This window comes from Sutcliffiella cohnii (assembly GCF_002250055.1).
GTDB classification, from domain to species: domain Bacteria; phylum Bacillota; class Bacilli; order Bacillales; family Bacillaceae_I; genus Sutcliffiella; species Sutcliffiella cohnii.
This window is the reverse complement of sequence record NZ_CP018866.1, coordinates 3945343-3970459: the sequence shown is the minus strand read 5'-3', so window position 1 is coordinate 3970459 and position 25117 is coordinate 3945343. Positions and strand designations below refer to the sequence as shown.

Sequence of the window (25117 nt, the reverse complement as noted above, 5' to 3'; positions counted from 1 at the left end):
AATAGATTTCTGCTTTTATTAGGTTTCTTCCAAACAAATTACATCATCTTTACACTAAAATTTATGTCGAAAAATATTGTTGTTTTTCGAAAGTTTACTATATTCCAAAAAATAGTAATACGATATATAATCATCTTGTTTGATAATAATTTTAGGAGGATGGGAAATGAGAAAGGGCTTTTCTATTTTAGTAATTTTAACGTTACTAATCTCTCTACTAAGTCCAATTTCCACTTTTGCTGAAGAACCTGTTCAGCCCGGGGAAGAAATTCAACTGAAAGAAGAGACAGTAAACACTGACGAGCCGTTTAATACGGAAGCATCTGAAGAGAGTACATCAGAAGAAGAGATAGTTGAGGAAGCAGTTGAAGATGTAGTTACAGAAGAAGAAGAAATTACAGAGGAAGTAGATTTAACTGAAGCAACAGTAGAAGAAATTCCAGAAGAAGCGGAAGAAAATGAAGTAGTAGAACAACCTGTTGATGAAGAAAAACAAGCAATTCGCGAAGAAATTAATCTTGATGACGAGATAGAGTTCATTGACGGTGATTTTCTGTTTGTTGACACGGTTTATGTGAATGAAAATAGTTTTCGTATATATTGGGGTGCATATTCGGAAAGTGAAAGAGTTTCATCCTATAAAATATACTTGAATGATAGTTTAGTATTATCTCCTAATCATCGTACAACTGAATATACTTTTACTAATTTACAACCAGATACGGAATATTACGTAAAAGTAGAAGCATATAATAGTTCGGGAAAACTAATTGTCGAAAATAGCCTTACTGCAAAAACTTGGAAAATGCCGACAGGAAATAAAGTGACTTTTACAGATGCTAAGCTTAAACAAGCTATTCAACAACAAATTGGTGTTACGCGTGACATTTATGAAAGTGATATGGAACAGCTTACTTATTTAGATGCATCTAATATGGGGATTAGTAATCTATCAGGGATTGAAAAAGCTACTAACCTAAAAGTTTTATATATTTTTGGAAATAAAATTAGAAATATTTCTTACTTAAGCGAGTTAACTAATTTAGTTGACTTAGACTTAGATATGAACAACATAACTGATGTAACACCATTAAGGGGATTAACGAATCTAGTTACTCTTTGGCTTGCGAATAATCCTGTAGCAGATATTAGTAGCCTTGATACTCTTGTTAATTTAGAATATCTCTTTCTACATGAAACGAATGTATCTTCCATACAAGTAATTGAAAACTTTACGCATTTAACACATTTAACAATTGAAGGGACAAATGTAGATTATTCAGAGGGTACGTCAACATATGAGTTATTAATGGCGTTGTTTGATGCGGGTGTATATATTGATGTTTTCGATGAGTATTACTATGAAAACTTTGAAATATGGTTAGAAGGCGTTAATGAAAATAGTGCATATTTTTATTGGTGGCATTTCGATGAGGAAAATCCAAATTATACGTACAAAGTTTATTTAAACGGAGAATATTTAACGGAAACAACAGAATTTGAAATAGAACTGACAAACTTAAATCCAGATACGGAATATGAGCTAGAAGTTCATGTATATGACCAAAATGGGGAAGTGGTAGATGTTGGATATTACCTATTTCATACACTACCTCTGCCAACTGGAGAAATTGTAGTTATAGAAGATGAAATGTTAGAACAAGCAATAAAAACAAGTCTTTACATTAAAAATCGTCCAATCTATGAATCTGATATGGAAAGATTAGAGTGGTTAGACGCTGGGTTCTTAGGCATAACAAGCCTTGAAGGGTTGGAAAAGGCTACGAATTTAGAAATGTTATATGTTGAAGGTAATGAAATAACAGATTTAACTCCATTAAAGAATTTACCTTTAATCTTTTTATCTGTAGGAAGTAATAATGTTTCAGATTTAACAGCTTTAGAAAATTTACCATTAATCTTTTTAGATGTATCGAACAATCCAATTACAAATATTAACGTTCTTTCTACCTTGATTGACTTGTATTACTTACTTTTACACGATACGAATATTTCTGATATCTCTGTATTGCTAGAGTTAGAGTATTTAGAAATGGTGACTCTATTTAACATTCCTTCTTTAACTTTTGAAGAAGGTTCGGAGGAATTACGTATCGTACAGCTATTAGAAGAAAGAGGAGTTATCGTCTTCTTAACTGAAGAAGATTTCTATGGTTCTTCTGATTTATACTTCCATTTACTAGATGTAACAAGCTCGGAAATTGAATTAGAGTGGTTCTACGCTGGTGAATATGAGGTAGATCATTATGAAGTATATTTAGATGGGGAGCTAGTTGATATTGTAAATGAAGAATATTTCTATTTCTCCGAGTTACTATCTGAAACGGTATATACAGTAGGTATTGCAGCATATGATGAGTACGGTGATTTCATTGATTATAATGAAATGGAGATCGAAACTTTAGCTGAAGTAGAGGAACAACCGATAGACGAAGAAGAAAAAGAAGAAAAAGAAGAAAAAGAAGAAAAAGAAAATGACAAAGTGGAAACAGGTAAAGGTGATGGGGCTTCAAAAAATGAAGGGGAAAAAGAAGAAAAAATAAGTAACACAGGAAATAAACTACCGAAAACAGCAACAAATATGATGAATTTCTTGGTTGTTGGATTTGTGTTACTAACAATTGGTGGAATAACCCTATTGTTTAACAGACGAAGACGAATAGTATAAATAATGATGAGCTAACTCTAATAAGAGCTAGCTCATTTTTTTGTCGTCTATCTCCGGCGGCTAGGTCCAGCTCAAACTTCACCTTTCCTCCGTACGATAAGTCATCATCGACTCACTGACGTTCGCCGTGATTCCTTTATCTCCTGCGGAAAGGCTCCAGTTTGATTGGACCTGAGCGAGCCGCCTACGCTTTTGTTCTTTTATTCGACACTTAGTCCAAATTAAGAAAGCATTTGACAAATTTCCGAGGAAATATTCGACAGGAAATTATGCTGTATCGTAATTGATCGAACCGTTTCTAAAGGAAATTTAAATAGTACTATCCTCCTTTTTCTACATCTACATCTTTTGTTCTAGAATATTTTGGAATAAAAATATACGGGCCTGTATACACTTTACTGAATGTGACCATACGGGCTGAAAGATATTGTGATTATAGAGGAAGGAGTGGTTAAATGGAGCCTAATATCGCTGTTGAGTCGAGAAAAGATTTGACAGCAAAAACATATCGGAAGCGTAGGGAAAGGAAGTTATTTTGGACTGGCATGCTTTATTTGTCGCCAGCTTTATTTTTCTTAGTTGTTTTCTTATTTTATCCAATGTTTAAGACATTATATTTTAGTTTCTTCCAAACTGCTGGGGCGGGGATTGTACAAGGATTTGTAGGGTTTGATCACTATACACGGCTATTTCAATCCGAGCTTTTTTTAGGTAGTCTAAAATCTACATTTCTATTTGTTCTTTATACCGTTCCCACTGGAATTGTCATTGCACTCGCATTAGCCGTTATTGCTAGTGAAAAATTAAGAGGAATAGGCTTTTTTCGAATTGTTTTTTCTTCATCGCTTGGAATATCGGTAGCTGCTGGGGCGACGATATGGTTGTTTTTCTTTCATCCTACACTCGGTGTACTTAATAACATATTAGGGTTACTTGGAATAGGCTCTATTAAATGGTTAACCTCTTCTTCGTGGGCACTAGTATCAGTAGCTATTACTACCATTTGGATGAATATTGGTTTTAATTTTATTATTCTGCTTGGTGGTATTCAAAATATTTCAGAAGAGTTATATGAAAGTGCAAAAATGGATGGTGCTGGCTATTGGCGACAATTATTTAGTATCACACTCCCATTACTATCTCCCACATTATTTTTTGTTAGCGTTGTAACGTTGATTAACTCGTTCCAAACGTTTGGTCAAATTGATATTTTAACAGGTGGAGGCCCTTCTAACTCTACGAATCTAATAGTTTATTCTATATATCGTGAAGCATTCTATAACGGTAGATTTGGCTATGCAAGTGCACAGGCCATTGTCCTATTCTTAATCATATTAGTATTTACGATTGTACAGTTTAAGGTTGGCGAAAAGAGGGTGCATTATCAATGATCAAAAAAATCATTATATATATACTCCTAACTTTGTCGGCCTTTTTGTTGTTTGCGCCTATTTTATATGCTATTTCAGCTAGTATGATGACACCGCAAGAGATTTTTAGTGGTGCACTAATTCCTTCATCGCCTAGCTTGGAGGCTTATAGTCAAGCTGTCAATCGGGTTCCAATCTTACAATTTCTTTTTAATAGTTTTGTTGTTTCCTTCATTGTCATGCTTGGTCAATTAGTAGTTTGTAGTCTAGCTGCATATGCTTTCGTGTTTATTCCTTTTAAAGGAAGAAATTTTTTATTTTTCGTTTTCTTGTCAACGATGCTTATCCCGTGGGAAGCAACGGTTATTCCAAACTACTTAACGATTTTAAATTTAGGGTGGATGAACACGTACCAAGGATTAACGCTGCCGTTTTTCGCTTTAGCATTTGGTGTCTTCCTATTACGTCAACACTTCCTAACCATTCCAAGAGACATTTTTGAATCGGCTCAAATGGATGGGTGCTCTCGATTTCGTTTTTATTGGTCATTTGTATTGCCCCTATCTAAGTCTACGTTAAGCGCACTTGGTATTTATGGTTTTTTAACAACGTGGAATATGTATTTATGGCCACTATTAGTTACGAGTAATAACGATGTTCGCACAGTTCAGATTGGTTTGAAAATGATGATTGCACAAGAATCGTCTACGAACTGGAACATGGTCATGGCAGCGGTAGTGCTAATTTTACTGCCAACACTTCTGCTTTTATTCTTCGGCTTGAAGTATATTCGAAAAGGTCTTCTAGCTGGAGCTTTAAAAGGATAAATGCTTCAAAACAAGGGGGAAAAAGAATGAATTGGAAAAGGTCATTACTACTAGTAGTTATCGCCTCAGTACTAGTATTTGCTGCAGCTTGTAGTAACAGTGGTGGGGAGACAGTTACGGAAGATGGAAAGAAAGTTGTGACATTTTGGCATGCGATGGGCGGAGGGCCTGGAGAAGCGATTGATCAAATGGTTGCGGACTTCAACGCGCAATCTGATTCAGTGCAAGTAGAAGCCGTTTATCAAGGTAGTTACGAGGAGCTGCTAAACCAATTGCGTGCAGTTGGAGGTTCAAGTGAAGCGCCAGCACTTGTCCAAGTGTACGAGGTTGGAACGAAATATATGAGTGAAAGTGGCTTTATAACACCGATGCAAAAGTTTATTGACGAGAATAATTATGACTTAAGTGATTTAGAGGAAAATATTTTAGGGTATTATCAGCTAGATGGTGAACTATATTCGATGCCGTTTAATACGTCGAATGCGATTATGTTCTACAACAAAGACATGTTTGCGGAGGTGGGATTAGACCCGGAAAATCCTCCAGCAACGTTCTCTGAAGTGAAAGCAGCTGCTGAAAAACTAACAAAGAAAAGTGGAAATGAAACGGAAGTGTATGGATTTGCGATTTTAATTTACGGATGGTTTTTTGAGCAATTATTAGCAAACCAAGGTGGTTTATATTTAGATGCTGATAACGGCAGAAGTGGAAATCCAACTAAAGCGACAATTGACGGTACGGAAGGGCAAGCGGTTTTCAACTTTTTACATGACATGAACGAAAGTGGCTATTTAGGAAACTTCGGTCGGACGTGGGATGATATTCGTGCAGCATTCCGTGCAGGTCAGCTTGCCATGTATTTAGATAGTACGGCAGCTACTCGAGATAATGTTACACATTCTCCGTTTGAAGTTGGTACGGCCTTCCTACCACACCCAGATAGTGTTGGGCCAAATGGTGTTATCGTTGGTGGTGGTTCTTTATGGATGACAAACCAAGTTTCAGAGGACACGCAAGATGCGGCTTGGGAGTTTATTAAGTTTTCAACTCAACCAGGAATGCAAGCAAAGTGGGCAGCAGCAACCGGTTACTTCCCAATTACGAAAGCGGCTTATGAAGAAGATACATTAAAAGCTGTTTACGAAGAGCACCCTCAGTTCACAACTGCTGTTCAACAACTTCAAAACACACAATTAACTCCTGCGACACAAGGAGCCTTAATGAACGTATTTCCAGAAGCGCGGAACATTGTGGAAAATGCAATTGAAGAGTTATATGAAAATGGAGACCCAGAAGGAGTGTTAAAGAGAGCGTCGGATGCAATTACAGAAGCATTGAAAAATTAATAGTTATGTTCTACCCGGAAACTTGTCCATTGATGAGTTTCCTTTTTTTTTGTTAGATGTAATAAAAAGTAACGGTTTATATATTTACATAATTTTGATAAGATAAGAAACGACAATTTATTGTACAAAAGTTATCGTACGGTAGAAATTTGTCAACTAGTAACGAATTACAGTATATTGTAAGAAGGATTATAAGGCCAAAATAAGAAAGGCTGAAACAAATGCAAAAAGTGAAAATTTTATTTTTTATTTATCAAATGGGTGGCGGTGGAGCTGCACGTACGTTATTAAATATTATTAATAACTTAGATCGAACTAAATTTTCGCCTACATTAGTTACCCTTAACTTTAACGGCTCATACGAAAGCGAACTAAAAGATGATGTTCAGTTTATCAAGTTGAGTACAACACGCTTAAGTCGATCTATATTTGAATTATCACGTATTATTAAAAAGGAAGAAATTGATATTGTATTTAGTACGATACCACGAGTAAATACGATAGCAATACTTGCAACAAAATTAGCTAATTCAAAAGCGAAATGTGTTATTCGCGAGGCAGATAATTTAGGTGGAGACTGGAAAACAAATCTTCAGCTATTAGGATTTGGATTTGCCTATAAATTTTCGAACCAAATCGTATCATTGTCAGAAGGTGTAAAAGAAAACTTAGTAAATCGCTATAAGGTAAAGCCTTCTGATATTAAAGTCGTATATAACCCAATTGACGTTGAGATTATCAATAAAAGAATCGATCAAGGTAAAATGGATCCACATGTACAGGATCTTTATAATCGGGACGAAAAGGTTATTGTAACAGCGGGACGGTTAGTGGAGCAAAAGGATCAAAAAACGTTGTTACAAGCTTTTGCAAAAGTAAACGAACAGATAAAAAGCCGATTAGTTATTTTAGGTGAAGGCCCTCTAAAGGAGCAATTGACTAATCAAGCAAGTGAATTAGGCATTGCCGACAAAGTACACTTCATCGGTTTCCAAAGTAATCCGTACATCTACTTCAAGCATGCGGATTTATTCGTGTTATCTTCAAAACACGAAGGATTTAGCCATGTTATCGCTGAGGCTTTAGCAACTGGAGTACCAGTTGTATCAACTAATTGTAAATCTGGTCCATCCGAAGTGTTGTATAACGGTCTTTACGGTCAGTTATGTGAAGTTGGAGATGCAGATGAGATGGCTGAAAAGATGTTATTGATTCTATCTAAGCCAAAAGAAGAAGTGGAAGAAATTATTAATAAAGGCTACGAACGAGCATCACATTTTGATGCAAAAAAAATAGTAAAACAGTATGAAGAGGTGTTTTTACAGGCACTAAATTCATAAAGGGAGAAAGCTTTATGCTAGGTAACACAAATAATAATCCGTTAATTTCTATCGTGACTCCTGCTTATAATTCAGAAGCGTATATTAAGGACGCAATAGATTCAGTACTTAAACAAACGTACGTTAATTGGGAAATGATTATTGTAGATGATTGCTCTAAAGATAAGACTGTTGAAATGGTTAGGCAGTATTCTGACCCGCGAATTAAACTAGTTCAATTAAGTAAGAATAGTGGTCCTGCTGTTGCTCGAAATACCGCTATGGAGAACGCGAGAGGGCGATATTTAGCTTTTTTAGACAGTGACGACCAATGGTTACCCGAGAAATTAGAAAAGCAATTATTACACATGCAAGAGAACGACATTGCATTTTCATTCACTAAATATATGAAAGTAGATGAAGATGGGAAAGATATAGGAACAATTGTTGAAGCGCCTGACACACTTTCTTATAAACGACTTCTTAAAGATAATGTTATCGGATGTCTAACGGTTATGGTGGACAAAGAAAAAGTCGGTAATTTGAAAATGGAGAACATCCGTACTCGTCAAGATTGGGTACTTTGGTTAACAATATTAAAAAAAGGGTTTCAAGCCCATGGATTACAAGAAGTACTAGCTAAATATAGGGAACGACCTAACTCTGTCTCAAGCAATAAACTAAAAATGGCAAAACAAAATTGGAAAGTTTATCGTGAGATTGAAGGGTTTGGTCTAGTAAAAAGTATTATTATTTTTATTATACATTTATTTCATAAAGCTAAGAGAATTTTGTAGAAAATTGTATATTTTTAATTGAATTTTTTTTAATTAAACTATATAGTAAAGAATGTCATAAAAAAGAAGTAGATTTTTCAAAAAAAGTATAATTGTGATTCATCAATAAAAAGATAACATCAACTGAATTGAATTGAATTGAATTGAACTAAGAGGTGACAAAATTGGATAGAAAAATTGGTGTAGTAGGATTAGGGTATGTTGGATTACCAGTTGCGGTTGCATTTGGTCAAAGACACCATATTGTAGGATTCGATATCAATGAGCACAGAATAAATACTTTAAAAAATAATGAGGATTATACTAATGAAGTAGATGTGGATGAGCTAAAATCTGCGGATATAGACTTCACAATGGATCCATCACGATTACGTGACTGCGACTTTATTATCGTAGCAGTCCCAACTCCAATCAATATTAATAAGCTTCCTGACTTTGGTCCGTTAGAAGGTGCTTCCAAGACTGTAGGTGCTAATTTAACGAAGGGAACAATTGTTGTTTATGAATCAACAGTTTATCCTGGAGCTACAGAGGAAGTATGTTTACCAATATTAGAGCAAGAATCTGGACTAAAAGCTGGAGAAGATTTCTTTATTGGTTATTCACCAGAAAGAATTAATCCAGGGGATAAGGAACATACTTTTAGAAATATTACAAAAGTTGTTTCTGGACAAACTCCTGAAGTTTTAGAAATTGTAGCTGAAGTATATGAAAGTGTCGTCGAGGCTGGTGTATTTAAAGCTAGTTCTCTAAAAGTTGCAGAAGCAGCTAAAATTATCGAAAATACACAACGTGATTTAAATATTGCCCTAATGAATGAATTAGCTATTATGTTTGACCGTATGGATATAGACACGGCTGAAGTATTAGAAGCTGCTGGGACGAAATGGAATTTTCTGAAGTTTAATCCTGGGCTTGTTGGTGGTCATTGTATTGGTGTAGACCCTTACTATTTAACACATAAATCAGAAAGGGTTGGATATCGTCCTGAGTTAATTTTAGCTGGACGTCGTATCAACGACAATATGGGTAAGTATATCGCGACAGCTTTAGTAAAAGAAATGATCCAACAAAAATCTCCTGTATTTGGTTCAACAGTCACAGTTCTTGGATTAACTTTCAAAGAAAATGTGCCGGACTTACGAAATTCTAAAGTTATTGATGTAATTCGTGAATTAGAAGAATACGGAATAACTGTTCAAGTTTCTGATCCATATGCATCTGTTGAAGAAGCAAAAGAAGAATACGGAGTAGATCTAACTAATTATGAAGAATTAAAACCAGCTGATGCGGTAGTTATGGCTGTTCCGCATAAATTCTACCTTGATAAAGAGTGGGATGAATATAATAAATTATTTAGCTCTGATAAAGGTATTATTGTAGATATTAAAGCTAAATTAAATAAAGATACTTGTCCTCCTAACATTAATTTGTGGAGATTGTAAAAGAAAAAAGTGTATTCCCATTGGGAATACACTTTTTACAAATAATTTTCATCGTCAATATATATTTCATCAATATCATCATCAATATCACTATCATTTTCTTCGTTTTCGTTCTCCATACCGAGGTCTTCATCTATTTCTTGATAAAGTCCAAATTCCTCATCTACATAATATTCAGGAACTTGTCTAGAATTAAAATAGTTTAAAATTTTCTTGAACATTTATTCTCACCTCGAGTAGTATTATTACTTTATTAATACCCGAAAAGTGAAAATAATATACAATTAGAATTCAAAAGAAAAAACGTCGAAGTATACGACGTTTTTATATGGTTATTTACTTTGTAAAGCGTCTATTAGTGGTGTTTTTAGCATTGGAGCTAATGTCCGCGCGTAAGTTGCAGTGAGATGATGTGCATCTCTATAAACAAGAACATTTCCAATAACAGGTTTACAGTATTCGTCATCACAAATGTAATCATTTAAATCAGCATAATATACGTTAGGTGGTGGATTATCTAGTTTCTCCCAAGCGCTTATTGAAGATAAAACATCCTCTCTTTCCTTTGTACACTCCAAAGAATCTTCACCTTTTTCTTCCACACAGGATGGCACATCAAAACCAAACCAAGGATTATCTCTAATAGCGAATACTTTTAATCCGGCTTCATTAAGTTTTTCCCATTGCTCGATAAATCCTTCTGGAACTACATTATTCTTTCTGTTTCCTACATCAGCTGTAGTGAATATTAGATCAGGTTTATTATCAATTAAAGTATCAATTAAATTGTTATTCCATTCAAGACAAGACTCAGTCATATCATCGCCTGTTGTAAAACGACAAGCGCTCTTCGTATAACTTAAAATCTTTATACTTTCGGAAATTGCTATTTCTTCAAGTGCTGATAACCAATGAGCAGAGTGAGAACCTCCAACAAGAGCAACTGTATATTTGGCATTCTCTGTTTCACCGTATATACATTCAATAACATTTGTGTCTGTTTGGTTTTGGTGACAACCATCTTCATATACTTTAGGGAGGTCTTGTCTAGCTTGTATTGGTGAAGGCTTCACGGGTGCATCTCCTGTATATATACCGTCTTGATTATCGTATAGGAGGGCCATAGCTCCAGGATATTCATCCGTCATCACTGCACTTGCTAATTGCGTGTGCTGTTTTTCCACTGTAAAGGACCATGTGTTTGTTAAAATAACAACTGGCAACATAAAGGCTAAAATTAATGATACTGTTTTCCAGTTTTTATTTGGGACTTTCAATGAACGTACCGGCTTTTCTATAAGTTTAGTAGAGAAGTAGGATAAGAACATGGATAGTAGAATTAATACAATTCCATGAGCAATTGATACTGTTTCATTTCCTGAAATAATAAAGTAAAAAGTTAATACAGGCCAATGCCACAAATAAAAGGCATAAGATATGCTACCAAATTTTAATAAAGGTTTGCTTGTTAAAATACGGTGGACTCCGTATTTACCTCCGCTAACGCCGGCTAAAATAATAAATACACCGCCTAATGTCGGCCAAAGTGCAGCGTACCCAGGAAATACAGTTGAAACTTGAATAACAATACCACAACTTATAATTGCGACAAGTCCAACCCAACCTAAAACAAAGCTTAATGTTTTACGTAAGACAATATGAGATGCGAGTACAGCAACGATTCCACCCATGCTAAATTCCCATACTCTTGCAAATGTGTTGAAGTAAGCCCAAGCTTGGTTAGTATATGTGCTATAAATTGAATAAATAAACGATAATGTAAATACCGTAAATAACATCATTACTAGGCTTTGTTTAAATGTTTTTTTGAATATCGATTTAACAAGGTAAGCTGTACCAAATATAACAATAGGCCATATAATATAAAATTGACCTTGTAAGGATAATGCCCAAAAATGTTGCACAGGGCTTGCTTCGTTATTTTGAGCTAAGTAGTCAACGGCATTAAAGGCCAATTGCCAGTTTTGAAAATAAAAAGCTGAAGCCAATATTTCTTGTATCGTTTGATCCCACCGAACTTGAGGTAACCAAATAATACATGCAATCGTAACAGAAAATAATACTAGAAAGGCCATTGGAAATAATCGTTTTGCAAGTCCAATGATAAAGTCAAGTACATCTATCTTATTGTATCTTTCCATTCTTTTTAATAGAGAAGTAGTTATTAAGAATCCTGATACGATAAAAAAGACATCCACTCCTCCTGATACATTACCTAACCAAATATGGTAAACAGCTACTAGTAAAGCAGCTACTGCTCTTAAACCTTCAATTTCGTATCTGAATTTTCTAGGTTGATTTAAGTTTGTTTCCAATAGGACCATTCCTTCTTTCAATAAATTATAAAAGACCATTTTCCCTTTAAGTTTTGTATGACTTATTCCTCATACATGATAACGAACATTCACATATGTGTAAATAGAAAATATGGGTAATTTTAGGGAGGGGTATTTTAGAAATAAAAAAACGTATAAAGACAAATGTCCTTTATACGTTTTATTATTTCATTTTAGAAAATAATTGATAATACCTTGTAAAATACCTTCAGCTGCTAATTGTTTGTATTTCGCCTGCTTTAATTTACTACTATCATTTGGATGGTCCAAAAAACCAATTTCAATTAAAGAGCTAGGTATTTTCGTTTCACGTATAACGTGATAATTACCTTCGGCTACTCTTCGATAATTCATTCCAGTTGCTTGTACTAATGCATTTTGTAACGAATTACTTAACTTTATACTTGATTCTTTTTCGTGCTTTCCATACCAAAAGGATTCAATTCCATTAGCACTTCCATTGAACTTATTGGCATGAACACTAATGAAAATATCCGCATTAGATGAATTTGCGATTGCAGCTCTTTCGTGAAGTTCAAGGAAAACATCTGTTTCTCGAGTCATTATAACAATTGCACCTTGGTCTTCTAAAAGCTTTTTTGCACGTAATGATATATCAAGTACTAAGTTTTTTTCAACAATGCCATTTGCACTAGCACCAGGATCTTTTCCACCATGACCTGGATCTAAAACAATAACCATGCCATCAAGCAGACCATTTTTTTGATCTGTTCTATAATATTCAACACTTACTTTTTCTCCATCTATGAATGCGGTTCGATTATTGTAGATAACTTTTAACCAACCATTTCGTTCAATAGCGACTACTTCAACATAATCGTTCTTTGATAGAGTAGCAATAGTGTTGTAAGATTCACCTGCGCCAGTTTTAAGTGTTGTTGAGCTATTAATAGTAGCAATAGATAAAATTCTTGGTAGTAATATTTTATTTACTGCGTACTCTTTCTGGATAGCAGCTACGCTAATAAGATTTACTTCCATGGCGGATGCTTGTATTATTCGATTGTATCTGTCGAGTGCTGTTGTATAATTCCTAGATTGGTGTTGTTTAGTTGCCCAATCTAATACAGATTTTGCACTTTCATTTAGTTCACTAATAAGTTTCTTGTCATTAGGATATAAAAAGTAACTATCTAACAAAATATTAAACCTACCTGTAACAGTACTATTCTTACTAGCTTCACTAATTAAAGAATTAACAGATGGGATGCGTTTATTATTTTTCGCATATGAGAGCTTTGCCTCTGCTTCTAGTACTATCGTAGTTTTCACTCTAGGAGCAGATAGGATCCTTTCATATCGATCAATAGCTGTATTGAAATTACCACTTTGTTGCTGGTTTGTTGCCCAGTTAAGTAAGGACTGAGCGCTATTATTAATTCCATTAACGAATCTTTGATCATTAGGATATAAATAGTATCCTTCAATATAAGCCGTTAATAAATGAGATGCACTCGTTTGGTTATTAGCATAGTTATACATTTCTTGAGCTGTCGGGTATTTACTATTTTGTTTAGCATAACGAAGTTTAACTTTAGTTTCTTCTATTATATTATTTGGGACGGTTGGTAACTCGATAATAGTCTCGTAACGATTCATAGCTGTACTAAAGTTACCGCTCTCGTGTTGCTTACTTGCCCATGCTAATAAATCTTTTGCTGTTTGGTGAATACCATCTCTTAACTGTCGGCTCTCTTTATAAATGGAATAACCATCTAATAAAGTATTTAACCTTACAGTTAGGGTCGATTGAGACATTGCTTGATCAAAGTATTCAGAAGCAGAAGGGATTTTTTTGTTTGATTCTGCAAAATGTTTTTGTAACTGAGCTCTATCTTTTATTGATTGCAAAACTTCCTTAATGCTCATAATAAAATCGTATCTACTAATAGCAATATCGAAGCTACCTTGTTGGTGTTGTTTTGTCGCATAGTTTAATACAAGTTCTGCGCTAGTAGATATTCCGTTATAAAAATCTTTATTGTTAGGATAGAACATATACCCTTCTAAAAATAAATCTAGTTTCTTTGAAGCACTAGCTTCTTTTTGTGCCAAATCTAGAATTACATTTGCAGGGCGTTTACCGATTAATGCATCTTGTAAACGGGAATGAATATCTTTAACTAATGCTTGATTAACATTTGAAGCCGATAATAGTAGTTCATACCTATTAATTGCGGTTTCATAGTTTCCTAAGTCATGTTGTTTTGTAGCCCAAACAAATAAATTTTTTGCGCTTTTTTGAAGGCCGGCTAATATTCTTTCGTCTTCGGAATAATGTAATAATGCATCTAAATAACCTGTAAATATAGCAGATACTTGTCCTTGATTTTCTGCATTATGAATTAATTCTTCTACAGTAGGATATAGTTTTCCAGTACTCGCGTATTGAATATGCTTTTCTGTAGTTTTTAATAATGTATCGTCCAAAACAGGAGTTTGAATAATCGTATTATAACGGTCAATTGCTGTATCAAAATTCCCTCTATTATGTTGACCTCTTGCCCAGTTTAACAAAAGTTGGGCACTTAATCGTATCCCGTCAACAAATCGGTGATCGTTTGGATAGAAACCATAACCTTCAACATATAAAGCTAGTTTACGAGATGCACTAGATTCATTGACTGCTAACTCTAAAATAATATTAGCGGAACGTTTCCCAATTTTTGCATCTGCAAGGCTAGAATTCACACTGCCTATTAGGGTTTGATTAATTCCATTAACACTTAATATAGTTTCATAACGGGTTATTGCAGTACTAAAGTTACCGGAATCATGCTGTCTTACCGCCCAATTATATAAATTTTGCGCACTCGATTGTAGCCCTTGTTGAAACCTACCATCTTCCGGATACCATTCGTATGCGTCTACATAACTCGTAAATATTCCAGATACGGTTGTTTGTTTACTAGCGTTACTAGAAAGATCTTCCGCACTCGGGACTGATTTATTATTGTTAGCGTAAGTTAAATGCTTTTCTGTTGATTTTTGAATTGTGCTATTCAGTTGTGGTGCAAGAAGGATTCGCTCATAACGGTCAATAGCTGTTGAAAATTGCATCTGGTTATGCTGCCTTCTAGCCCAAGTTAAAAGGGATTGAGCACTGCTTTGAATCCCATCTACAAATCGACTATCGTTTGGAAACTTTTCATATCCTTCAATAAATAATTCCAATTTTTTTGAGGCGCTATTTTCATTTACCGCTATTAAATACATTTCGTCACTAGTTAAATGATTGTCTATTATTTCGTTTGTAGTATCGTTAGTAGATACTTCATCATTTATAGTTGTATGTATTTCAGTAACATTTCCTTCGCTAATCTTTTCAACAGAAGTAGTATTTACCGTAATATCTTCCTCTATATCAGCTTCTTCTTCTAACACATTAGATTCGATTTCTAAAAATTGAGTAGAACCATCCTCAACATCAGCTTCGCTTTTATCCTTTTCATTCAATGAGCTCTCAAAATTTGAATCCTCTTCTTCATGTGAATGAATGGTGGTTTTTTCAACTTCCTGACTATTAATAGTTTCAGCGAAAGTTGAAATAGGGAAGATGAATAGTAAAATAAATGGTAAAAAAAGTCTTATTTTCATTTATAACCCCTTTTCAGTAATTTTTTAGCGGACAAGACAACATTCATTTTACAACATAAATTTACAATTTTCTACGAGATATTTATGGCTATATTGATAAATAATATAATGAAATAAGGGATTTTAATTTTGTTACAGTAATATTAATTTATTTGACATTTGTTAAACAAAATAGTACTACAGCCTCTATGTAATGATATTATATTGGAAAGTTTATAAAAGACATGTTAAAGTAAGATGTCTAAAAGAATTTTTATAATTAGTTAAACTCAGGCGGTGTCACGTTGAATTATGCGTAAATATTTGTTAGAAATGTTAAAGCGAAAAGACTTACTTTTATACTTAGTTAAGTCAGGTTTAAAAGCAGAAAATCGAAACAGTTACCTTGGATACTTTTGGTGGCTATTAGATCCACTTCTAAATGTTCTAGTTTATTACTTTTTAGTAGTGATTATCTTAGAACGAGGCGGAGAGAATTATGCAGTTTATCTTGTTATCGGACTAGTAGTTTGGAGATGGATGAACACGACCGTTACAACATCTGCAAAAGCTATTCGTAAATACGGTTCTATTATTAACCAAGTATACTTACCGAAATCAATATTTCCATTAGCAACTACTTCTACACAATTATTTAACTTTGCATTTGGACTTATCGTGGTAGCTATATTTTTAGTTATTTTTGGAATATTCCCAAGTTGGCATATTGTTTACTTGCCAGTCATTGTATTAGTTCAACTCGTATTACTTTTAGCGATAGCACTATTTCTTGCGTATATATGTGTATTTATAAGGGATATTGATAATATACTATCTCATATTATGAGACTGTTCTTTTATGCATCACCGATTATTTGGGAGGGTAGTCGTCTTCCAGAAAAATATGACTGGGTTGTTGCGATAAATCCAGTTGCTATCATTGTTGATTCTTATCGAAGTGTCTTAATGTACAATCAAAATCCTGCATTTTTAGGTCTGTTTGTAATTGGATTTACTTCTATTATATGTATAGCAGCAATGATATATTTTTATAGTAAAAACGAACATAAAATAATAAAAGCATTATAATTAAAAGAGGTTTTATTATGTCATTAAGTTCAGCAACAGTTCCAATAGATAAAAAAGAAGTTATTATTGATGCCAAAGATTTAGGAGTTAGCTTCAGCACCGGGCAAAAGGATGATTATAAATCTCATGTAATAGATTTTTTTAAAAGAGAGAAAAAAAAGCGGAGTAGTAAAGTTGTATGGCCGTTAAGAAATTTAAACTTTACTGGTTATAAAGGGGAAGTGTTAGGGATTATTGGCTCTAACGGTTCTGGAAAAACTACACTTTGTAAAATGCTTAGTGGCATTCTAGTTCCAGACGAGGGGCAATTAACCGTCAAGGGAAAGGTGTCAGCTTTATTTTCGCTAGGTATGGGGTTTAATAAAGAGTTAACAGGTCGAGAAAATGTTTATTTAAACGGTATGATGTTAGGAATTGAAAAAGAAAAAATTCATTCGTTTATTGAAGAAATACACGAATTTTCGGGTCTAGGTGAATTTATAGATCAACCAATGAAATATTATTCAAGTGGGATGAAAGCAAGATTAGGGTTCAGTGTTGCTGCATATTTAGAACCAGAAATACTAATATTAGATGAAGCACTAAACACAGGTGACAGTGAATTCAGTAATAAAGCTGCTGACAAAATAAAAGAACTTGTAAATAAAGCAAAAATGGTAATCCTAGTTACTCATAGTATGAAATTTGCACAAGAAAATTGTGATAGATTAATTTGGTTAGACAAGGGAGTAATAAAAGAAATTGGAGACCCTACTTTGGTCATCAAAAAATATAAAGAATCTATTCCTCCTAGAAAACCAAAGAAAAAATTAGAAATCAACTTTAACGAAACGACTTCTAATATTAAAGATGATCTAGTTATTAGAGCAAAAGATGTTAGTGTTTCATACCAATTGAAAAAAGGAACATTCTGGGCGTTGAAAGATGTTTCTTTTGAAATAAGAGAAGGGGAAATTATCGGTATAATAGGCCACAATGGGGCTGGGAAAAGTACTCTATGTAAAGTTTTAACAAATATATTAGAGCCAGAAAAAGGAAGCATAGAGATACATGGAGAAACATCTGCTTTACTAGGATACGGTACGGGATTCAACGAACAATTATCCGGAAAGGATAATATTTATCTAAATGGAATGTTATTAGGAATGCCTTTGAAAAAAGTTGATTCCAACGTGGATAATATAATTGAATTCTCAGAGTTAGGAAAAAAAATTAGCCAACCAGTAAAATCGTATTCAAGTGGTATGAAAGCGAGATTAGGATTCAGTATTGCAGCCACTCTTGAACCAGATATATTTATTATCGATGAGGCGTTATCTACTGGAGATATGCAATTTAAGCAGAAGGCTACAGAAAGAATCCAGGACATGATTGAAGATGCAAAGGCAGTTTTAATTGTTTCACACAGTATGAATTATATAGAAACAGTTTGTACAAGAGTAATTTGGTTTGAAAGAGGGCAAATCCTTTTTGATGGCGATCCAAAACAAGCTGTAGCATTATATAAGGAAAAAGTGAAACAAAAAAACAAAAAGCTTAAATAGAGCGAAGGTGTAGGCAAATATGCTAAAGATTTTAAAAAAGAGAATAATTAATATCCTCGAATGGTTTTTTTATAAATTTTTTAATTCTAGTCAAAGACGTAAAATTTTTACTTTACTCTCTTCTAAAAATAGGAAAAGAGTAAAGAAGTTGTTTAAAAAGGGAAAGACTCAAACGAATTTACGAAAAATTGAACAACTAAGGTATAAATTACGAAATTTAGGTTTTTTTGAAGAAGCGCTAAAGGATTTAGAAGATCTATATAAAAATAGTCCAAACGCAGTTTTAAGGAAATCTGCAGCTTGGGAAATTGCTTTATGGCATGCCAATAAGCAAACTCCGGAAGGTGCTAAAGAATGTCTAAAGTATATCCCGTTTTTATATGAGGGTGAACAAGATAAAGAGCAATTAAGACAAATTACTATTATAGAAGCAGAATGTTTGATAGCTGTAAATAAAAACGAAGAGGCTAAACGTACATTATTAACTGCTCTTAAAAGAGAAGAACATCCTGATTTATTTCTAGCATTGGCAAATTGTGAAACTAATGTTGACGAACGGCTAAAGTGGATAAATAAAATGTATACATTCTATCGCTTAACATCTGTCCTTTTGGAAGAAGAAACAACGAAGAATTTTTATGATAATTTAAGTCATAAGAAAGCCAAGGCTGTCTATAAAGAGAATTCGGGAAAAGTATCTATTATTATTCCTGTTTATAATGCAGAAGATGTAATAGAAACATCTTTAAATTCAGTCTTAACACAAACATGGAAAAACCTCGAAATTATTGTGGTTGATGATTGCAGTAGCGACAGCACAGTTCAATTGGTAGAAGAAATACAGAAAAAGGACGAACGACTTAAGCTTGTAAAAGCAAGTAAAAATGGTGGAGCATACACAGCGCGTAATCTAGCATTACAAGTAGCAACAGGGGATTTTATAACAATTAATGATGCAGATGATTGGTCACACCCAGAAAAAATTGAAAAACAAGTAACACATTTATTAAACAATCCAAGAATTATAGGGAACACTTCACAACAAGCAAGAGCAACTGAAAATTTAAAATTTTTCAGACGTGGAAAGCCAGGCTTATATATATTCAGTAATATGTCTTCTTTTATGTTTAGAAGAAAAAAAGTAACAAAGGCTCTTGGATACTGGGACTGTGTGAGGTTCGGAGCGGATTCTGAATTTATAAAACGAATTAAACATGTCTTTGGTGAAGATAGTATATTAGAATTACCAACAGGACCACTCTCCTTCCAAAGGCAATCTGAATCTTCTTTAACTGGCAATTCCTACTTCGGTTTTCCAGGTTATTTTATGGGAGCTCGAAAAGAGTATTTAGAAGCTCAAGTTGATTATCATAAAAAAGCTGAGAACTTGTATTATGATTTTCCACAAAAGAACCGTCCTTTCCCTATACCTGAACCTATGAAGCCGAACAGGTTACCACGAGATACTCGTAAGCATTTTGATGTAATTATACTGTCAGATTTCCGATTAGATGGAGGTTCAACCCTATCAAGCGTAGAGGAAATTAAGGCTCATAAACAAATCGGATTAAAAACGGGTCTAATTCAATTAGCACGCTACGATTATTCCCCTAAAAAGAAAATAAATCAAAAAGTAAGAGATTTGTTAGACGGGGAAAATGTAGAAATGATAGTGTACGGTGAAAATGTTTCTTGTGATACGTTAATAGTTAGATATCCTCCTGTATTACAAGTAAAACAAGAGTATATTCCGAATGTTGAAGCAAAGGAAATAAGGTTAATTATTAATCAAACTCCTATGAGTGATTATGGGCCACAAGGTGTTTTAAGGTATGATTTAAAGACTGTAAAAGATCGTTTAATAGAATACTTTGGTAATGCGGGGATTTGGCATCCCATTGGACCTTTGGTAAGGCAAGCTTTAGAAAATTATCATAGCCAATCGTTATCAGAAATACCGTTAGCAAAGGAAGACTGGACAAATATAATTAATCTAAATGATTGGAAAGAGAATGACCGACAAATTTCTGAATCTAAAGCAAATAATATAGTTATAGGTAGGCATTCAAGGGATAATGTTGTGAAATGGCCAAATGACAAAGAACAACTATTGTCAATTTACCCTGAGCAAGAAGAATATGAGGTTAGAGTGTTAGGTGGGGCCAATTCAGTAAAAGATGTATTAGGTTACATCCCGGAAAATTGGTCTGTATATAAGTTTGGGGAAGTTGCACCTAAAGAGTTCTTAGCAAATCTTGATGTTTTCGTATATTTTACACATCCAAACTGGATTGAATCTTACGGGAGAGTAATAATAGAAGCTATGGCAGTAGGTATCCCAGTTATTCTTCCAAAACAGTACGAAATATTGTTCGGTGAAGCAGCAATTTACTCTAAACCTAGTGAAGTAAAAAACGTAATTAATAACTTACTGGCTGATCCTCATTTATATGAAGAACAAATAGAAAAAGGTTGGAATTACGTAAAAGAAAATGCTAGTTATGAAACACATTACAGAAGGCTAAAATTAAGAGCTTATAATAATTAATAAGAAACAAGGCTGATTCTGGTATTTTTTTACCTTAATTAGCCTTGTTTTTATATTCTGATTGAACTTCTTACAAAAACTTACAAAAAATATAAAGCGATATTATGTTTTCAAATTGTGGTGTTTAGTTTATAGTAGATAAAGGAGATTTTAGTCGAATCTTGCAATATAAGTAGAAAGGTGATGACATGAAAAAAACAGTAAGTACCCTTTGTGTTTTGTTGCTTTTGTCCCCTTCTCAGTTTGTAATGGCAAATGATTCAAATGCCAATGTAATCGAAGAAGAGTTTGTCGATACGGAATCAAAAGAAGAAGAAAACGCGTTTACGGTTGATGATGAAGCCGACGCACGAAAAGAAGATATTATTAAAGAAGAAGAGATTGCAGAAGTTGAACTCTCGGATATAGATGAGGAAACTGCAAAAGATATTGGTAATGATAAACAGACTGATGAACAAGAGGTTATTGAAAAATCATCGGTAACTGTTAATACTAGAAAAATGGATACTGTAGAAGCAACTACTATAACATCTATTGAATCAGATAAAGGTGCAGATTACTATTATGAGCAAGCAGTAAATGAAAACAGCGCCTCAAAAAAGTTAGAATTATTTATTGAAGGCTATGAAAAGTATCCAAATGATAGTCGATTTGTAGATGGTATTCAAAGTAGTGCTCAATCGCTTTTAACTTGGGCTAGAAGGCAGCATAACCAGCAGCAATTTACAACTGCTATTGACCGTTATGAGCGAATCCTTCGTGCACCACAACTGAATAATGCAATCCAGAAATCAACAGAAAAGCATTTATCTTACGCTAACAGCAAGAAATTAATCCCAAGTGCGGACAGTCTTTATAGTATCGCTAGTAAACAGACAACTGTCTCTGGAATATTTGCGAGTTATGTAGACGCATACGAATGGTATCCGGAAGATGGTAGGTTTCAACAAGGGCTACAATCGAGTGCGCAAAATTTATATAATTGGGCGATAAGACAGCATGATTCCGGTAATTTTAGTACTGCAATCGCTCGTTATGAAACGATATTAAGTGTTGCTGGGATTAATCAAACTATTATTAGTAACGTAGAATCTCGTCTTGCAGACGCAAAAATTGGGAAACGATCCGCTAAAATTATTTTAGATTTAGCAGTCAATGAATCTAGTGCATCTCGTAAACTAGCTTTATATGTTGAAGGTTATGAGTTTTATCCAAACGACAAACGATTTATCGATGGGATTCAAACAGGCTCTCAACTTTTGTTAAACTGGGCGAAAGGTCAACATAATAGAGGAAACTATGATACAGCAATTGACCGTTATAATACTATATTAAATACGCCAATTGTAAACGACGTTATTATTCAGTCTACTGAAAAACATTTAGAATATGCATTAGCTAAAAAGGTTATCCCGTCTGCGGATCAACTGTTCAATACCGCTAAGGCTCAGACTCAAGTTTCAGCTATATTTCAAACTTATGCTGAGGGTTTTGAGTTATATCCTAATGACCAGCGCTTTGTTGAGGGATTACAGAAAAGTGCACAAAACTTGTTTAATTGGGCAGTAAGACAACATGATGCTGGAAACTATGAAACAGCAATTAATCGTTACGAAATGATCTTAGCTGTATCAGGTATTAATAATTCTTTATTAGGAAGTGTTCAATCCCGTTTAACTGATGCGAAAATTGGGAAGCGCCCAGCTAATGTTATTTTTGATTTAGCGCAAAAAGAAACAAGTGCTTCAAAAATACTAGAGTTGTATATTGAAGGATTTACTTTTTATCCAAATGACAGCAGGTTTGTTAGTGGAATTGAACCTAGTGCGATTTCATTATTTATATGGGCAACAAACAAGCATCAAGCTGGAGATATAGATACTGCTTTAAGTAGATATCAAAATATCCTATCGGCACCAACTATTTCTAATGAATTAATTAAGAAAACTACTATACAGTTAAGTTTCGCTAAAAAGAATGAATTGATACCAACACCTAATGGTTTCTATAATATAGCAATGGAAGTTCCGACATTAACTAATAGGTTAAATATGATGCTTGATGGATGGACAATTTATAATGAAAGCTCAGTATTGGTTAACGGTATTAATACAACTGCTGGAGATTTATTATCTTGGGCTAGTAATCAACACGAGAATGGCCAATTTGGAACAGCGATAAACCGATACCAATTAATTTTGGATATCCCGGTATTAGCTGACATTATTAAACAAGAAGCACAGCTAAAACTTAGTTATGCCAATAAGAATTTAAATTATCCATCTGCACAACAACAATTTGAATATGCGAGTAGTCAAACGAGTGCATCCCATTTATTAGCTGCATTTATTGATGGGTATATATTATATCCGCAAGATGATAGATTTATAGAGGGAATTAATTCTAGTGCTGTATCCCTATTAAATTGGGCTACAAATCAGCATAGAAATGGTAATTATAGTACTGCAGCGGATCGCTATGAACGAATTCTTTCTGCCCCAGAAGTTAGAAGTGACATTTTGTTGGAAGCAGAAATTAAACAAAGCTATGCAGCAAAAAATCAGCAAATTCCTTCAGCGAATCAATTGATTAATGAAGCTGAAAGCAATAATAGTGCTACAGGTAAGTTTAATTTATTTATTAATGGGTATGTATTATATCCGAGTGACGAAAGGTTCATTTATGGTGTAAATGCAAGTGCTTTAAATTTACTAAACTGGGCTAAAATTCAACATGAAAACAGAAGATTTGATACTGCCATCGATCGATACAATAGAATTTTAAATGCACCTGGAGTATCGAATAGTGTTAAAGAAATGGCAAGCAGGCTTTTAGTATCTGCTGAGAAAAAAGAAACACCTAAAAGAGAGTTTATCACATACACTCAATATAATGTTACCCTCTCTAGTGCGTTAAGAACTCAAATGTCATTAAGAGACCTACCACAAACTGATCGTTATCGTAATGCACCTGCTTATATTCAAACTTCTAGTATATCAGAAGTGTATACGAGAGGAATAGCAACTGCGGGTAGTAATTTACGGACAACTCCTAGTTTAACTGGTTCGGTTGCTTTCACGGTAGTACAAGGAACTACTTTTGAAATATTAGGTAGTGAAAAAGGCGATATGTGGAATGGTAGTGATATTTGGTACAAAGTTAGGTTTGAAAAGAGAGATTTATATATCCACTCTAACTTAGCATCTAGTACAAATATAGGAAAGCTTGCTAGTAGTACACCAGCATATGAAAGTACTAGCACGACAAGTCACGTATATGGTACGAGAAATGCAGAGAGTGAAGTAGTTCTAGTAAACTATAATAAAAATAGTAATTGGCAACAAATTAGTTTAGGGGCTTGGCGTAATGCAAAAGAAAGCGACGTATTATCAATGCTTGACCCTAACAACAATGATATATTCCAACACCTAGTTTTAACTTCTAGTGTGGGTGTTTCCGCAACACAAATTAATAATTTGCTTTCGGGTAAAGGAGTATTACAAGGTAAAGGACAAGCGTTTATTGATGCAAGCTTATTACATTCTGTGAACGAAGTTTATTTAATTTCTCATGCTCTATTAGAGACCAGTCATGGTAAATCTGATTTAGCTACCGGTAAATTAGAGGTCGGGAAAGATAGAAATGGTAATTTGCAGCTTGTAACATCTTCTAATAGAAGTTCGTTAACAGATATTAAACCAACCTATAATATGTTCGGCATAGGTGCAAATGACGGAGATGCTGAAAGATTAGGTGCGTTTAGAGCTTATAGAGAAGGTTGGTTCACTGTGGACGCAGCTATAATTGGAGGAGCAAGGTTTATTGGAGAAGACTATATCCATAATCAAAATGGCCAAAACACCATATATAAAATGAGGTGGAATCCAGCGAATCCTGGAACCAAACAATATGCCACAGATGTGGAATGGGCAACTAAACAGTTACCAAATATTAAAAATATGTACAATCAACTAGAAGCTCCTGTCTTGCATTTTGATATTCCTAAATATAAGTAATTTTTAGAAAGAGGATGTCCACCTAATCATTTTAATGATGGTGACCGTCCTCTTTTTTTTTTCATACTCGTATGATATGCTAATGTTTATAAAATAAAGATAATGAAAAGTTTTGTCGATTATTAGGTTTAATTTACTTGAGTTGGTAGTTTTTCACTTTATGTTATTTATGA

At 34.0% G+C, this 25117-nt stretch carries 14 protein-coding genes; 11 read left to right on the top strand and 3 right to left on the bottom strand.

What is annotated here, in order from left to right:
• Positions 1 to 166: 166 nt before the first annotated feature.
• The 7 genes from BC6307_RS20035 (at position 167) to BC6307_RS20005 (ending at position 9793) form a co-directional block, all read left to right on the top strand.
• Entirely contained in the window at positions 167 to 2689 is a 2523-nt protein-coding gene (locus BC6307_RS20035; RefSeq protein WP_066420870.1) for a leucine-rich repeat domain-containing protein, read from the top strand.
• 455 nt (positions 2690 to 3144) lie between these two features.
• Positions 3145 to 4080: a carbohydrate ABC transporter permease gene (locus BC6307_RS20030; RefSeq protein WP_066417568.1), complete on the top strand. Its 936-nt coding sequence runs from the start codon at positions 3145 to 3147 to the stop codon at positions 4078 to 4080.
• Positions 4077 to 4886, top strand: coding sequence for a carbohydrate ABC transporter permease (locus BC6307_RS20025; RefSeq protein ID WP_066417566.1), 810 nt, complete (start codon positions 4077 to 4079; stop codon positions 4884 to 4886). The genes BC6307_RS20030 and BC6307_RS20025 overlap by 4 nt, the downstream gene beginning before the upstream one ends.
• Before the next feature lie 26 nt (positions 4887 to 4912).
• Positions 4913 to 6232 carry an ABC transporter substrate-binding protein gene (locus tag BC6307_RS20020; protein ID WP_066417564.1) on the top strand — a complete coding sequence of 440 codons (1320 nt, stop codon included), beginning with the start codon at positions 4913 to 4915 and terminating at the stop codon, positions 6230 to 6232.
• Between the two features lie 221 nt (positions 6233 to 6453).
• On the top strand, positions 6454 to 7572 hold the full coding sequence (locus tag BC6307_RS20015) for a glycosyltransferase (protein ID WP_066417562.1): 1119 nt from the start codon (positions 6454 to 6456) through the stop codon (positions 7570 to 7572).
• A 14-nt stretch (positions 7573 to 7586) separates the two neighbouring features.
• On the top strand, positions 7587 to 8348 hold the full coding sequence (locus tag BC6307_RS20010) for a glycosyltransferase family 2 protein (RefSeq protein ID WP_066417559.1): 762 nt from the start codon (positions 7587 to 7589) through the stop codon (positions 8346 to 8348).
• Positions 8349 to 8512: 164 nt separating this feature from the next.
• Complete coding sequence (locus BC6307_RS20005) at positions 8513 to 9793, top strand: nucleotide sugar dehydrogenase (protein WP_066417556.1); 1281 nt, start codon at positions 8513 to 8515, stop codon at positions 9791 to 9793.
• Positions 9794 to 9828: 35 nt separating this feature from the next.
• On the opposite strand, the gene BC6307_RS20000 is transcribed toward BC6307_RS20005, so the two are convergent.
• From BC6307_RS20000 to BC6307_RS19990, 3 genes are all read right to left on the bottom strand, one after another.
• Positions 9829 to 10014 (bottom strand): hypothetical protein, encoded by a 186-nt coding sequence (locus BC6307_RS20000; RefSeq protein WP_066417555.1) that lies wholly within the window; start codon positions 10012 to 10014, stop codon positions 9829 to 9831.
• 111 nt (positions 10015 to 10125) lie between these two features.
• On the bottom strand, positions 10126 to 12129 hold the full coding sequence (locus BC6307_RS19995; RefSeq protein ID WP_066417553.1) for an acyltransferase family protein: 2004 nt from the start codon (positions 12127 to 12129) through the stop codon (positions 10126 to 10128).
• A 189-nt stretch (positions 12130 to 12318) separates the two neighbouring features.
• A complete protein-coding gene (locus tag BC6307_RS19990; protein ID WP_066417551.1) occupies positions 12319 to 15768 on the bottom strand; it encodes an N-acetylmuramoyl-L-alanine amidase in 3450 nt (1149 codons plus the stop codon).
• 291 nt (positions 15769 to 16059) lie between these two features.
• Between BC6307_RS19990 and BC6307_RS19985 the strand changes: the two genes are divergently transcribed.
• The 4 genes from BC6307_RS19985 to BC6307_RS19970 all read left to right on the top strand — a co-directional run bounded on the left by BC6307_RS19985 (position 16060) and on the right by BC6307_RS19970 (position 24944).
• Positions 16060 to 16836 carry an ABC transporter permease gene (locus BC6307_RS19985; protein WP_066417549.1) on the top strand — a complete coding sequence of 259 codons (777 nt, stop codon included), beginning with the start codon at positions 16060 to 16062 and terminating at the stop codon, positions 16834 to 16836.
• 17 nt (positions 16837 to 16853) lie between these two features.
• Positions 16854 to 18380, top strand: a complete 1527-nt coding sequence (locus BC6307_RS19980; RefSeq protein WP_066417545.1) for an ABC transporter ATP-binding protein — start codon at positions 16854 to 16856, stop codon at positions 18378 to 18380.
• A gap of 148 nt (positions 18381 to 18528) precedes the next feature.
• The gene (locus BC6307_RS19975; protein WP_235858174.1) at positions 18529 to 20928 is read left to right on the top strand and encodes a glycosyltransferase; all 2400 of its coding nucleotides are present in this window, start codon (positions 18529 to 18531) and stop codon (positions 20926 to 20928) included.
• Positions 20929 to 21116: 188 nt separating this feature from the next.
• The gene (locus tag BC6307_RS19970; protein ID WP_066417540.1) at positions 21117 to 24944 is read left to right on the top strand and encodes an SH3 domain-containing protein; all 3828 of its coding nucleotides are present in this window, start codon (positions 21117 to 21119) and stop codon (positions 24942 to 24944) included.
• Positions 24945 to 25117 lie beyond the last annotated feature (173 nt).